The sequence below is a fragment of the Ruminococcus sp. Marseille-P328 genome, from assembly GCF_964249465.1.
GTDB classification, from domain to species: Bacteria; Bacillota; Clostridia; order Lachnospirales; family Lachnospiraceae; genus Blautia_A; species Blautia_A faecis.
Map to the genome: position 1 here is coordinate 20,217 of NZ_CAXUBQ010000017.1, position 14,026 is coordinate 34,242.

General features: G+C 41.6%; 9 protein-coding genes. 1 reads left to right on the forward strand and 8 read right to left on the reverse strand.

Going from position 1 to position 14,026, the window contains the following annotated elements:
• Positions 1–16: 16 nt before the first annotated feature.
• The 5 genes from ACESTK_RS12710 to ACESTK_RS12730 form a co-directional block, all read right to left on the reverse strand.
• Positions 17–2,458 carry a hypothetical protein gene (locus ACESTK_RS12710; RefSeq protein WP_117854236.1) on the reverse strand — a complete coding sequence of 814 codons (2,442 nt, stop codon included), beginning with the start codon at positions 2,456–2,458 and terminating at the stop codon, positions 17–19.
• Positions 2,455–4,884, reverse strand: a complete 2,430-nt coding sequence (locus ACESTK_RS12715) for a glycoside hydrolase family 3 N-terminal domain-containing protein (RefSeq protein WP_373119909.1) — start codon at positions 4,882–4,884, stop codon at positions 2,455–2,457. Before ACESTK_RS12715 ends, ACESTK_RS12710 begins: the two co-directional genes overlap by 4 nt.
• Positions 4,877–7,444 (reverse strand): family 78 glycoside hydrolase catalytic domain, encoded by a 2,568-nt coding sequence (locus ACESTK_RS12720; protein ID WP_226838044.1) that lies wholly within the window; start codon positions 7,442–7,444, stop codon positions 4,877–4,879. Before ACESTK_RS12720 ends, ACESTK_RS12715 begins: the two co-directional genes overlap by 8 nt.
• A complete protein-coding gene (locus ACESTK_RS12725; protein WP_117854239.1) occupies positions 7,444–10,077 on the reverse strand; it encodes a glycoside hydrolase family 3 C-terminal domain-containing protein in 2,634 nt (877 codons plus the stop codon). Before ACESTK_RS12725 ends, ACESTK_RS12720 begins: the two co-directional genes overlap by 1 nt.
• Before the next feature lie 99 nt (positions 10,078–10,176).
• Positions 10,177–11,595 (reverse strand): MFS transporter, encoded by a 1,419-nt coding sequence (locus tag ACESTK_RS12730; protein ID WP_226838046.1) that lies wholly within the window; start codon positions 11,593–11,595, stop codon positions 10,177–10,179.
• Positions 11,596–11,808: 213 nt separating this feature from the next.
• Between ACESTK_RS12730 and ACESTK_RS12735 the strand changes: the two genes are divergently transcribed.
• Positions 11,809–12,993: a helix-turn-helix domain-containing protein gene (locus tag ACESTK_RS12735; RefSeq protein ID WP_195991759.1), complete on the forward strand. Its 1,185-nt coding sequence runs from the start codon at positions 11,809–11,811 to the stop codon at positions 12,991–12,993.
• A gap of 216 nt (positions 12,994–13,209) precedes the next feature.
• Here the strand turns inward: ACESTK_RS12735 and ACESTK_RS12740 are convergent, their stop codons facing one another.
• From ACESTK_RS12740 to ACESTK_RS12750, 3 genes are read right to left on the reverse strand one after another with little or no spacing between them, the layout of a single operon-like run.
• Positions 13,210–13,467 carry a hypothetical protein gene (locus ACESTK_RS12740; protein WP_117854241.1) on the reverse strand — a complete coding sequence of 86 codons (258 nt, stop codon included), beginning with the start codon at positions 13,465–13,467 and terminating at the stop codon, positions 13,210–13,212.
• 1 nt (position 13,468) lies between these two features.
• On the reverse strand, positions 13,469–13,711 hold the full coding sequence (locus tag ACESTK_RS12745; protein ID WP_373119913.1) for a hypothetical protein: 243 nt from the start codon (positions 13,709–13,711) through the stop codon (positions 13,469–13,471).
• Positions 13,711–13,989, reverse strand: a complete 279-nt coding sequence (locus ACESTK_RS12750; protein ID WP_117854243.1) for a hypothetical protein — start codon at positions 13,987–13,989, stop codon at positions 13,711–13,713. The genes ACESTK_RS12745 and ACESTK_RS12750 overlap by 1 nt, the downstream gene beginning before the upstream one ends.
• Positions 13,990–14,026 lie beyond the last annotated feature (37 nt).

A 14,026-nucleotide genomic window follows, 5' to 3' on the forward strand; every position in this document is an offset into this window, starting at 1 on the left:
TTTCTCCTCGTATTTCTTATCTTTTTACAGTGAGATGATACTGAATTCCTGGAATCGTGCCATTTACCGCAAACTGTATCTCCCCATTTTCCTCTATTCCTTCAAGCTGTGCGATTACTTCTCCAACCGGACTTAGTACCTCAAGCTTGGCTTCTTTTGCCTGTACATAAATACAGCCTTCCAGTGTTTCTGCAAACAGCTTTCCTTTAAATTCTACAGCTGTAAATTCATATGGCATTCCGGGTATTTTCTGTCCAGGATAGTATCCGGTTTCATCCATCCCAGTCTCTCCCATTGCAGTAAGAATATATTCCTGCGCCTGATCAAGATTGTTTTCTTCTTTTGCGATAAAAGCCAACGTGATCCGTTTGTTTTCTGCTTTTACCTTTACCATATCAGATAACGAAATCAATTCTTTCGGTGCCCCGCTGTAATATCCACAATAAGGAGTCTGAACCGCATAGCAGGCATTTTCCGGATCAAATATAATTTCCCCGGTCTCAGATATTAATTTTCCATCAACATAGCCAGTTTCCTTTGGAATTACATCCCACTCCTTCATCGCCTGATCCATGATGCGCGCAAAATTTCTGTAATCTCCCTCTCCTGCAATCTTTGCAATATCATTAAACACAAGCGCCTGCTCCCCAAGATGAACGCCCTGCTCAATCAGCTTTGTTCCCTTAGCAGCTCTTTCCAGCCGGTTTTTATCTTCATATCTTCTTCCAATATCCCGGTACTTTGACCACGCATAATAAACACTGTGTTTTGCCTCAGATAATCTGGCTCCGTTTAAAAATCCTGCATTTACTGCAATATCTCCATTTCCCTGGTAGGTGTCACCAGAATCCAGAAATACGTTGCGCATTCCTGTTATATATGGGAAAAACATAGTCGGCATAGCATGAAACTCAGGCAGTGTTTTCAGATCATTCTGGGTATACACAATATCAACACAATGCTTAGCCTCAGATACCAGACCTTTCAGAAACATCGATGCCATAAATCCCCACTGACAGATCACCGCCGGGTCATTATACACATCAAAGATATTCCGGATTTCATCTGCCGGCTGATCATCCCAGTTCTCTGAGGTATGATGATTGTAAAGAATCAATCCATCCCAGTCATTCAGGCATGCATAGGCAACTGTCTGAACAAGTGCAGTGGAATGGAACATATGCTCACCATATTCGTTCCATTCGCTTAACATAAAAGGCTTTCCTTTTACGATTGCTACAGATGCCAGACTCAACAGGGTAGTTGCCATGGAACCAACGCCTCTCTGCCAGGTCAGAGGATTGGTGGATACATATTCTACCGGTCCATTTACCATATAAGTATTGTTCATATCAGGCAATAAAAGCGGATGATTGAAATAGCTGTTGTTTTCCATCAGATCTCCATCTGTATGTCCATACACATCAGCCGCCCCTGCGATCAGATTACTTGTAACGATCGGAACCTTAACTCCCAAAGAAATAAGATAATCCTTCATATCCCGGTAAAATTTCCGGTTCATATAAATACCAAACTCCATAAAATCTGCATATCTGGCCGGACTTTCTTCTGTATCCCAAGAACCATTAGGATCGTTAACCGGCTGATAAAAACCGCCTGCAATACCACGTACCGTTCCTGCTGCCGGATCTTCCTCTTCTCCTAGCGCACAGCAGCCTTCACAAGTCCATGCTTCTGCAAGTCTTTTTCTTGTATGATATTTCATTAACAGAAAATGGTTGAAACGAGACTGCACTTCATCCCTGTATGGCTTCATCTGCTCATCGGCATCAGCTCCCATGGCCCATTTGATTGCAGAATCCTCGTTGTTGATCTGAACTGTCACAACAGCCGGATCATCTGCAAGTGAGAGTCCTGTATAGGGATTTACATGACAAAGCAGCTCTTTTGCATATTCCTTCTGCAGCTCTATCATGCGCGCATTATAAATGGCATAACGTTTAATACAGGACGGTGCTCCCCCTGGATAATCCATTTCGTCACCTGGCTGAAATTCTCTTGCAACAATCAGGTCAACATGCAGATAAATTCCTTTTTCTTTTAATTTCGCAATAAAGTAATCAAAACGGTCCAGCCCTTCTGGATTGAATTTCCTGCTGTTTCCGTCTGCATAATCCAGAAGTGGGTTATTTACACAGCTGCTCCAGCTTCCAGGTTGCTCACCTACAGGCGCATCTGCTGCATGAAGACGAATCAGGTTTACTCCCATGCTTGCAAAACGCTCTGCCATTTTTTTCGCAGTTTCATGATCAGGCGTATTGGAACGTGCTGCCACATTAAAGCCAAGAAAACGGGCTCTTTTTCCATCTTCGAAATACAGATGTCCGTTTCTTGTCTCCACAAATCCGTGTTTTCCGGCAGGTGCGTCTAAAAGGTGAGAGTAATCCAGAATTCCCTTATTAGGTTCTGCTTTATGTATTCTTAAGTGTTGTCTCATGTTCTGTCTGCCTCCTTGTAAGCTTTTGCATAGAATCCCCTGTCTGTTCCTTCCAACCAGCCGTCTTCTGTAACCTTATACTCATCTTTCAAGCGAATATCCTGGGATGAACTTCCCACTTCCACAAGAAATGTTCCTTTTTCCACTTTCCACTGCATATTCATGTCCAAAAATGCCATCTGACTAGCCTTTACTTCGAATATAACTGTCTGCTTTTCTCCTGGCTCTAAAGTGATTCGCTTAAATCCTGCCAATTCTTTTACCGGTCTTGCCATACTTGCATAAAGATCTCTCAAATACAGCTGTACCACTTCATCGCCGACCCTGCTGCCCACGTTCTCTACATCCACTCTGATCTCAATTGTTTCAAAAGGGCCAATTTCCTTTTGGGAAAGTTTCAGGTCGGAATAGGAAAACTGTGTATAGGAAAGTCCGTGGCCGAAACAATATCTTGGTGTGTGTGGCAAATCCACATAATTGGCAAATCCGATGCTTCCAACCTGATCCCAGCAGGAATTGTACTGATGATTGTAATAAACAGGAATCTGTCCTGCATGATAAGCAGTTGTAACAGGCATTTTACCTCCTGGGTTATATTCTCCAAGCAATACGCTTACAACAGCCTCTGCTCCGGTTTCTGCCGGGCTCCATGCCTCCAGGATTCCATCCAGATACTTATCCGCAATATCACTTGAGATCGGTCTTCCGTCAAAATGTACTCCGACCATTGGCTTGCCAAATGCAGCTGCACGTTTTATAAATTCGTCCTGTCCTTTTGGCAGATTAATATTGCTTCCATCTACACCTTCTCCCATAGAAGACATGGAGCAGGTTCCGTGTTTGCCTCCTAATGTAAGGATTACCAGATCTGCCTCTTTTATCTTTTCCAAGGCTTCCTCAAAATGGGATTCATCTTCTCCTGCAATATAATAACCATAAGAATAGCTTACCTCTACATCTGGCAGCTTTTCCCGCAGTTCTTCTAAAAGGCTTCTGCAATCCGGCTTCTGCCTTCTCAGGATCTGATCAAACTCCTCTGTTTCATCTGACTGGATATTCGTTCCTGGAACTGTTTTGATTTCCTCTGGTTTTGCAACTTTTACCCCACTGACTCCTGCAATGGAATTCGCTATGGCATAAGTGGATTCCATCATGCACATATGGGTATATCCACCAAAAAACTTTCTTGCACAGTCTGCATGAGGACCGATTACTGCTATTTTTTTTACGTCGGAGCCAATTGGCAATACTCCGTTATTCTTCAGAAGGACCAGCGATTCTTTCGCGGACTGCAGGGATACTTCTCTGTCTGTCTTCTGGGAAAATACACCTTTTAACTCCTCTCCCTGCAAAGAAAACGGATGTTCAAATAAGCCCATACGGAACTTTGCAGTCAGCACACGCAATACAGCCCGGTTAAGTGCACTGATATCGGCTTTTCCAGTCCGGAACTTTTCCAGAAACTTCTCTCCAAATCCACTTGGATTCGGAAGTTCCATATCCATTCCGGCTTTCAGGCAAAGCAGTCCGGCATCTTCCAGCGTCTCTCCAACATGCTGGGAGCCATGGGTATTACCAACTGCACCATAGTCACTGATGCAAAGTCCCTGAAATCCCATTTCATCTCTAAGAAGCTTTGTCAGAAGTCCATAAGATGCAGATACCGGTTCCCCATTCACAGTGCAGTAACAAGGCATGATTCCCAGAAGGTCAGACTCCTGGATTGCAGCCTGAAATGGTTTTCCATAAATTTCTTCCAGAAGTCTTGGCGGTGTATCACTGACAGCTCCGTGGATTCCTCCATTGGAATTATGGAAAGCCAGAAAATGTTTGGCAACACTTTCTGTTTTTCTTCCTGCTGTTTCCTTTTTCTGTATTCCTTTTGTATATGCAGCTCCCATTGCAGAAGCAAGGGCCGGATCTTCCCCATAGGTTTCTCCCTGGCGTCCCATACGGGAATCTCTGGAGATATCCAGAACAGGCGCTAATATGTGGGTAATTCCGCAGGCAGCTTCCTGCCGGCTTACAATTTCTGCGATCTTTTCTTCCACTTCCGGATCAAATCCGGCACCACGTCCGATACCTGCCGGAAAGCTGGTGGAATCCTGAATAAATGGGCCGCATAAGCCTTCCATGTGAAAAATTGCAGGAATGTGATGTTCACTGTTTTCCATTACAATTTCCTGGACTTTTTTCTGCCACGCCGCAACTTCTTCCAATGTCTCCATCCGCCGCATTTCCAATGTGCTTACTTCTCCAATACCATGCGGTACTCTTTTTGAAATTCCGTCAAAATCTTTATATTCTTCGTCAAAAGGAAAAACACCGGTCAGCTGTGCTGCTTTTTCTTCCAGACTCATTTCTTCCAGCAGTGCCTTAGCTCTTTTCTCAGGTGCCAGTGATGCGTTTAAGTATTCTTTACTCATGCTTGTTCTCCATTATCACATATTCATATTTACCGTAGTCTGCTTCATGACAGCTGCCATCTGGCAGTAAAATTTCTGCATGGGCATTCGCCGGGATTTCTACTTTTATTCTGCAGTTTTCTCCCTCATACTCCCAGGAAGATTTAATTTTTCCAAAAGGTGAATCGTAAGATGCTTTCACATATCCAATCTGCCTGTCAGGATAGGGCTGAATCCTGATTTTTCCTTTTTCCACCCGTATTCCGGCAACACGATCCATCAGCCAGCCGGCAAAAGTTCCGAAAGAATAGTGATTCATGGAATCTTTCGGTTCTCTTCCTGCTTCCATACCTTTCCAGTTTTCCCAGACTGTAGTTGCATCATACTTCAGCTGATACAGCCACCCCGGATATGTGTCCTGAAGCATAAGCTTCCATGCCGTATCTCCATGACCATAATCAGTCAGCACATGAAGCAGTTCATATGTGCTTAAAAATCCGGTATTCAGATGAAATCCGTTTTTCACGATCATTTCATTCAGCTCATCACAGGCAATCTTTTTTTCTTCCTCTGAAAGCATGTCAAACATGATCGCGTGAACATAATCGCACTGTCTTTTCTGCTTCATATGTCCATTTTCCATACAAACTTCCCGGTAGGCCAGTTTGGTAAACTTTCTCATTTCACTATAGAATTCTGCTTCTTTCTGGTATCCAAGAGCTTTTGCCATTTCTGAGGCGATATAGCAGCCGTAAGATAAATGTGAAGTGCAGACTTCCGGTGCACCATGTTCATAAATATCTCTCAGGTAAGTTCCACCTGGATCTTCTGTGTTTATAAATCCGTTCCAGTCCGGTTCGATCCATTCTCCCCAATGCCAGCCTGTATCCAGCAGATAAGAACTATACTTTTCGTTTTTCCCTTTTTTTCTTCCAGGATTGTCCTTTTTTGCACGTTCCAGACAATAAGCCAACCATTCCTTTACTTTTTCATAATTTTCTGCAAGTATTTCTGGATTATTGTAACGAAGATACATTCTCCATGGAATCAGATCTATGGCATCACTCCATCCAGCCGCACCGTCAAACAAATGTCCCTGTGATGCCGGAGCTGTCTGGCTGATACAACCACCTTCCAGTTGTACTTCCCTTAATTCACTTAAAAATTTCCGATATACCGGATAGCATTCCATCAGGTACATTCCTGTGTTTACAAATACCTGGGCATCGCCTGTGAAGCCGGTTCTCTCCCTTGTAGGACAATCAGTAGGAATTTCAAGGAAATTCCCTTTCATGCTCCACACTGCATTTGAAAACAGCTGATTGATTCCCGGATGTCCACATTCAAATTTTCCTGTCTGTGGCATATCTGAATAAACAGCAATTGCGGTAAAATTCTTTTCTGTCACTTTTACATCTGTTATAGCCTTAATATAGCGGAAACCAAATATGGATTTTTCCGGCTTATACTCATTCCAGCCTTCTTTACAAATGTATTTTACACATTGCTCTACCCGGTGCTCTGGTGCCTGGAAATTTTCCTGCGTAAAATTGCCATTCTGATCCAGACACTCTCCATGATAAAGCGTAATGCACTGTCCTGCCTGTGCATAAAATCCAAACTTCACGTAACCAGCTATGTTCTGACCAAAATCAATAACAACCTCTCCATTAGGTGTATGAATCTGCTTGCCTGTATAGTTTTCTTTTTCAACTACATCAAAGCTATTGGAACAAACCAGGTTTTCATAGCCGAATTGTTTTTCTGTTACCGGATGCCATTCACAGATGTTTTCTTTTCTTGCATCATAACACTCGCCCTGCATCAGATCATTTAACCCAAGCGGTCCCTCCTGGGATGCACTCCAGCTTTTATCACTTATCAGAACTGTTTTTCTATCAATTTCCAGCTGACACAGAATTGCCAGATCTATCCCAAAGCTATTTCGTACTCCACCGTATCCAGTATCGCCTCGCCACCAGCCATCTCCAACTGTAACAAGAATTTCATTTTTTCCGACGTTTAAAAGCCCACTCACATCGTATGTCTGATATTGAAGTCTGGCATTATACTGACTTGTACCAGGGGCAAGAATAAAATCACTGGCTTTTTTCCCATTTATATACGCATTATAAATACCATGGGCAGTTATATAGAGTCTGGCATTTCCGGAATTCTCTACCAGAAATTCTTTTTTCAGATAACTGGCAGGCTGTCTTTCCTCTGGTTCATGAAAAAGTTCCGGATCAATCCATTCTGCCACCCAGTCTTTTTCATCCAGAAGTCCTATTTCAAAGCTGCTTTTTTCGCTCCATTCTCCACAGATATCCTTTTCATCCCATAAACGGACTTTCCAGGTCACCTGACTGCGGCTTTTTAATTTTCCTTGATATTTATGATCCATTACAGAAGATCTGACTTTTCCAGTGTCATATATCTCCTGACCATCCACACTGGCTTTTACCTGATAGGCCGTCTGTGTCTTTGCTTCTTGTACTTTCCATAACAATTTTGGTGAAACAATATCTATAGTTGGATTACCTGTTAAGTATTCAATTTTCAAATCCGTTGCTTTTATCATTATGACTCCTCAGTGTAGGTATTGCTTTTTGCTATGATCCGTAAAATTCTTTCTGCACATCCACGTAATTCTTCCAGTGTAATCGGATATTTTACAGTTCCCTCTTCTGCATCAACAGATGCAAGTATTTCCTCTACGTCCTCTTTGCTTCCCGGCATAAGCAGGTCATTTCCTGCCTTGATGCAGGCTGCCGCGTTGGAAGGTCCATATAAAGGCATTCTGCCTTCCAGATCCGGTTTGGGCTCTGCGGTAGTACCCCAGTCAGTCATAATCAGCCCTTCAAAGCCCCACTCCTGACGTGCAGCTTTTGTTAAAAGATCTACCGAATTCGCAGTATGAATTCCATTCAACATATTGTAAGATGACATCAAGGCCAACGGCTGTGCTTTTCTGATTGCGATTTCAAATCCTTTCAAGTAAATTTCACGCAGAGTGCGTTCTGTCACGTGACTATTATTGTATGCCCTGTTATCTTCCAGATTGTTACATGCGAAATGTTTAATTGTAGTACCAGCTCCAGGGTGAGACTGAACGCCTTGGGTCTCAGCAGCTGCACAAATACCGGAAATAAGCGGATCTTCAGAATAATATTCGAAGTTTCTTCCACACAAAGGATTTCTCTGGATATTCATTCCCGGTGCCAGCCAAAGCATGATTCCAAATTCTTTCATTTCGGAACCGACAATATCTCCTGCTTCGTAAAGAGCCTCTTTATCCCAGGTCTGTGCCAGCAAAGTTGCTGTAGGAATTCCAGTGCAATACTGATAATAAGTAACTTCCTTCTCTTTCAAAGGCCGATTATCCTGTTTCATAAAAATATCCATAAAATCATTTCCAAGGGCTGGTTTCTGCCAAGTCACATTCTGACCGTCATCCACTGTAAAGATTGGTGACAACCGCAAACCAGCAGGTCCGTCAGCCAGAATAATATTATGTATATTTCTGCTTTTAATAAGACTTGAAGTCGTTTCTCCTGCAGCTCCAGGGCAGGCTCTGCTTGCCGCCCCTATTGTCGAAGTTTCTTCTTCACCGCCTCTTGCTGTTCCAACACATAATGCAGTCAGTTCTTCTTTTGTTAACTGCTGTACCAGATCGTACAGACTGCATTTTCCAGAGAGCACATCTTCCATTCTGTAGATTTGAGATGCTTGAATTTCCGTTTTCTTGTCAGGAACCTGTTCTGATTTTTTTATTTGTTTTTCCAGACAATTGTCATTTTTCTTTTTTGTCAGAAAACTTTCTACAAACAAATCTGGAGCATTCTTGATTTCTTTTTCTTCTTCCGGATATGAATAAAACAGCGTTTTATCCCCATGGATGCATTCCATTTCACAATCCAGCGGCAATAATTTTTCCAGTTTCTGATAGATACATTCTTTTTCCAGGTGAATAACTCCGGTCACCTTTGTTGCTCTGGAATGTTCTCCTACACGGATAATATAGCTGCCTTTCTCCCAGATCCACGCTTCCTGTTTCTCATCATAAGAAGCCATCCGGCTTACCGGAAAGGAAATCGTCATATTCTCACTCTCACCAGGCTGTAGGCATTTTGTTTTTGCATAAGCTGCCAGTTCCTGATAAGGCTTTTCCAGCCGTCCATCCGGTTCTGATATATAAATCTGCACTACTTCCCTTCCAGAATATTCTTTTCCTGCATTCGTAACCTGTACATTTAATACGATTTCAGAATTTTTAAGTAAAATATCCTTTGTTTCAACCAAAAATGTAGTATAAGATTTTCCATATCCAAATGGATATGCCGGAACTTTTCCAAAAGAATCAAACCAACGGTACCCCACATAAATTCCTTCTGTATAATATTCATCATCCCGGTTTCCGTTCCTATATCCAAATGTATCTGCATTGGGATAATCTTCATATTCTTTTGCCCAGGTCGCTGCCAGATGTCCACAGGGATTTACTTTTCCACTCAAAACATCTGCAAGTGCATCTCCCCCTGAGCTGCCAGCCTGTCCCATCAGAACAACAGCTGAAATATTGGACAGCTCATGGAAAAAGGAAGTATCAATCACGCCGCCAATGTTCAGTACAACAATAACGTGACTGTAATGGCTGCACAGAGTAGTCAAAAACTCTTTCTCTTCCTGATGCAGCTGATAGTCACCAGGCTCATTTCTTCTGTCTGCACCTTCACCGGAATTTCTTGCAAGTACATAAATTGCAATATCCTGGTCTGCCTTGGAAAAATCATTTTCTTCTGTAGGAATCGTCAAAGGGTTCCGATGGGCAAACATCGCCCAGAATGCCAGTTCCGGAGAATCGGCATATTTTTGCTGCATTTTTTCCTTATAAGCTTCTTTCTTCTGCACTGCCGCAGCATCGTATCTGTCCAGCCACGCTTTCGTGGTAATGACAGCACCTGCGTGCTCCAGCCCTTGTTCTACAGAACTGACTTCTCTTGCATTCACTTCTCCTGAGCCAGTTCCACCTGAGACGGTATGTCTGGCACCATTTCCAAACAAAGCGATTTTTGCTTCTTTTAACTTGAGCGGCAGAATACCGTTATTCTCCAGCAAAACCATTCCTTCTGCTGCAATCAGGCGACTTCTGTTTCTGTTTTCGATTTCGCGTCGGCTTACATCCGGCGAAACTGCTGCGTAAATTTTTTTCATGCCCAACACTCCAGATTCTAATTGTAAATTATGGATTTATACTTTACGACTGATGCTATGCTAATTGGTGTTTGTTACCAGTGAACAGTAACTGCTGTTTTACTGCTCAGTGCTTTTCTGGCTGCGTCTTCTCGCCAGTTCTTCATGAATCGCCGGAAGCTTTTCTTCCAGATCAAAGAACCGGAACAATACAAATAATCCAAGATTGATAATCAGTGGAAGATAGTTTGAAAATGCATAAATTGCATATCTCATAGAAGTAGTTGCCACTTCCAGATCCGGATTGTAAGCGCCCAATGCCAGACAAGCTGTAAGGATTACAGAACCTACACCGGAACCGATCTTGGTTCCAATTCCAATTGCACCTGATGAAACACCTACCATTTTGTTGTAGTATGTATATTCGTTGTAATCGATAACCATAGCCAGAAGAACTCCGTACAGACACATCAGCGGAATCTGAACAAAGCTTCCGATTACACTGACTGCAATATATACCTTAAAATTAGTCGGGATAATACAACGAATTAAAGCAGTAAATGCAGCTCCCAGTACACCGAAATCAATTGTTTTACGAACTCCCAGTTTTGCAATAATCGGTTTCGACACGACAAAACCAACAAGAGTGGCAAAAAATCCCAGGGCTCCAGCAAGTGCTACCAGATTATCATTTCCGAAAATCCATTTACAGTAATAAGTACCAGATGTAGCAGCAATTGAATTTGTGATCTGTGTGATCAGATTAAAAAGTATTAAAATAACCCAATATTTATTTTTAAACAACATTGGAATAGATTTCTTTAACGGAATTGCTTCTTCCTCATCCTGACTATCATTTTCACTAACTTCATCTACAAGTTTCGCTTTGCGACCGTTCATATAACAGATAGAAAGCATTAACAGAACCAGAAGCGCCATAATAAAACCATATTTTATCCATGCATTCTGATTGCCGCCCAGGGCATTTGTAATCGGAATTGTAAGAATCGCGATTACCATTCCAGAGCCATATGCACCAACAGCCCTGCATACACCCATACTTTCACGTTCGCTCTGGCTGTTTGTTCTGACAACCATAACAGCAGACATTGGAGTTCCCATCAGGGTTCCGCATACTGCTGACAAAAGAATGTTTGTCACACATGCATATATCAGTGCAGGAATCTGTCCTGCCTTAATTGGTACGCAGAACAGTAATGCTGCCAGAATGGAATATGGAACCATCATTCTTAAAATCCAACGATAGTATTTTCTATTTCCACCTTTGGAGTGATCGATTATATTTCCAAACCACAGATCCGTCACTGCATCTACAATCTTTGCGATCAGCATTACAATACCAATGCCGCCAACAGCCAAACCCACCTTATCCGTATAGAAATAAGTAAGCTGGCCAATCAGATTGGCTACCAGATTCATGCCAAACTGCCCTGACATATCTGCAAGATAATCACGTTTGCGCATCATTTTCTGCACACCATTTCGGTCAACTCCCAGACCGCGTTTTTCTTTTCTCATGTTTTCTTCTCCTTTTTGTATCTAATACTTTTATAGCTACCAGGGATCAGTAACTTTTTATACCTCAACTTTATCATTCTTAGTTTTTTCTGTATTGTAATTTAAGGTTTTATATTGTAAAATTCAACATATAATTTCAGATTTTTAACATTAACAAGCCCCCAAAAATACTGTCAAATATAGATTTAGAAAAACTTGAGGAGATGCTTTCATATGAATTATGTATCTTTTTGCAAAATGTATTTTTCTGTTACCCATATTCCAGTCAGTCTTATGAAAAAGAACGAAGCCATTTATTCTTCTATTGGTGAAGTATGTTCCGTAAAGGCTGCGCGTTATTGGGAAATGGCACCGATTGATGACACCCCTAATTTTTACCGATATTCACCAGATATTGAATATGGAGTTGTCCATATCCTTGGAACCGATTACGCAATTGTTCTCGGACCAGCTTTTAGTGTTCCGGTTACTTCTGAAATTATCAGAACTTATATGCATGAAAATGCCATTGCATTGGAATACCAAGAGGCAGTCGCAGAATTTCTCTGTACTATCCCGCGAATTACTTACCAGCAATTTTCCAGACATCTCGCATTAATTCACCTATGTCTGAATCAAAAAGAAATAAGTGTCCAGGATCTTTTTCAACAGGACAATGAGCACGTGAGAAAACGTGAAGAACAGAACGTCAACGAAATTGCCAATAATATCGAGAATAATAATTTACACGACTCCTACTATTTTGAGCAGGAATTATATCAAGCAGTAAAAGAAGGAAACCCTGTCAAACTAGATCATTTTTTGAACACAAACAAGTTTCAATCCATAGAGGGAAAAATGGCCAACACGCCTTTGCGCCATGCCAAAAATCTATTTATCGCGACAACAACAAAAGTGGGAATGCTTGGTGCCATTCCAGGCGGTCTGGATATCGAAAAGACCTATCAGCTTATGGATCTATATATTCAGGAATGCGAACGACTGCAGACGATCAGTGATGTAAAATCCCTCCAGTATTCCATGATACAGGATTTCTGCCACCATACAGCTAATACTCATATTCCAGAAGGAATTTCCTCTGAAATATACAACTGTATGAGCTACATCCGCTGCCACACCAACGAAAATCTAAGTATTGAAGATATCGCAAAACAGATTCATCGCAGCAGTTCCTACACCATGAAGCATTTTAAAGAAGAACTTGGAATTAATATAGGGGCATACATTGTCCGCTGTAAGCTGGAAGATGCCAAGGGACTGTTGACTTATAGTGATAAAAGCCTGACTGAGATTTCGAACTATCTTTGTTTTTCCAGCCAGTCTTATTTTCAGAATGTTTTTAAGAAAAAATATGGGCTGACACCTTTACAGTATAGAAAAAAGACACAACATATATAAAAAATTTTTCACCATCTTAGAAATTAATGATAATTTTTTTCAGCTAGTTTATCATTTTCGTAACGTCACGAAAATGTCTCAAACTACATAATAACCTATAAAATATAAAAAGGCTGCTTCTTATAAAGATATCCCTTAGTCAAATTGGATTTCTTTATTTTCAAACAGCCTTTTAATAAATTGTGAACTTCCAGAAATTTTACAACTAAATCCAGCCTATATCCATTCATCGGCATTCCGAATCAAGTCAATGATTTCATCCAATGAACGCTCACTTTCCACGTATACATCATACAACGCCTGTTTTGCCCTCTCGATTTTCCGTTCCGGGTGTCGTTCATCCAGCAGTGTGGAAAGCTCCTCAGCAAGAACACTATATTCCTTATGTTTTTTAATTACTTTTTCCTGAAGTCTTTCTATTTTTCTGTCCAGAGCTTCTATGTGTTTCCTTTCTTCCTGCTCCTGTTTTTCCATGTCATTCTTCCTCTCTACTGTCGGTATCCGTTTTTCCTTGTATAAAACTGAGGATCTCCTCATAGCTTTTTTCGCTTCCTGCAATAGCTTTTAAAATTTCTTCATTCAAAATCGCTTTTTTCTTTTTATGCAGGTCTTCCAGTTCCGCTGTCAGGCGGTCATTCTGTTCACGGTTCCGGCTGATTGCCCTCTCTGTTTTTGCTATTTTCTGTTCAAGTGTTTCCTTGTTCATGTTTCTTGCCATCACTGTACTCCCTTCAAGATTCTGCTGATATTTTCTGCACGGTATTTCACATAATTCCAATCCATGTCAAAAGCACTTAAGATCACTTTCTGGGTTTTGGTTACTGCATGATCAAGCCGGTACACCTTATCCAGCTGGCGTGTCATCTCGATCTTTTCCAGTTCCACGATTTCATAGGCACCTGTTGCTGCCAGGTAAAAGACATATCCGGCATATCCAAATCCACATAGCACCAGATAAATGGTCCATAGTACAAACCCGGTGGATTTTTCCGCCATTCCAAATGTACATCCGCAATATAAAATAACCAGGCAG

What these genes read in the sequence shown, in the direction of transcription:
- ACESTK_RS12745 (WP_373119913.1), bottom strand. Translation starts at nt 13,711, where the DNA reads ATGGCAAGAAACATGAACAAGGAAACACTTGAACAGAAAATAGCAAAA.
- ACESTK_RS12750 (WP_117854243.1), bottom strand. Translation starts at nt 13,989, where the DNA reads ATGGCGGAAAAATCCACCGGGTTTGTACTATGGACCATTTATCTGGTG.
- ACESTK_RS12715 (WP_373119909.1), bottom strand. Translation starts at nt 4,884, where the DNA reads ATGAGTAAAGAATACTTAAACGCATCACTGGCACCTGAGAAAAGAGCT.
- ACESTK_RS12710 (WP_117854236.1), bottom strand. Translation starts at nt 2,458, where the DNA reads ATGAGACAACACTTAAGAATACATAAAGCAGAACCTAATAAGGGAATT.
- ACESTK_RS12720 (WP_226838044.1), bottom strand. Translation starts at nt 7,444, where the DNA reads ATGATAAAAGCAACGGATTTGAAAATTGAATACTTAACAGGTAATCCA.
- ACESTK_RS12725 (WP_117854239.1), bottom strand. Translation starts at nt 10,077, where the DNA reads ATGAAAAAAATTTACGCAGCAGTTTCGCCGGATGTAAGCCGACGCGAA.
- ACESTK_RS12735 (WP_195991759.1), top strand. Translation starts at nt 11,809, where the DNA reads ATGAATTATGTATCTTTTTGCAAAATGTATTTTTCTGTTACCCATATT.
- ACESTK_RS12730 (WP_226838046.1), bottom strand. Translation starts at nt 11,595, where the DNA reads ATGAGAAAAGAAAAACGCGGTCTGGGAGTTGACCGAAATGGTGTGCAG.
- ACESTK_RS12740 (WP_117854241.1), bottom strand. Translation starts at nt 13,467, where the DNA reads ATGGAAAAACAGGAGCAGGAAGAAAGGAAACACATAGAAGCTCTGGAC.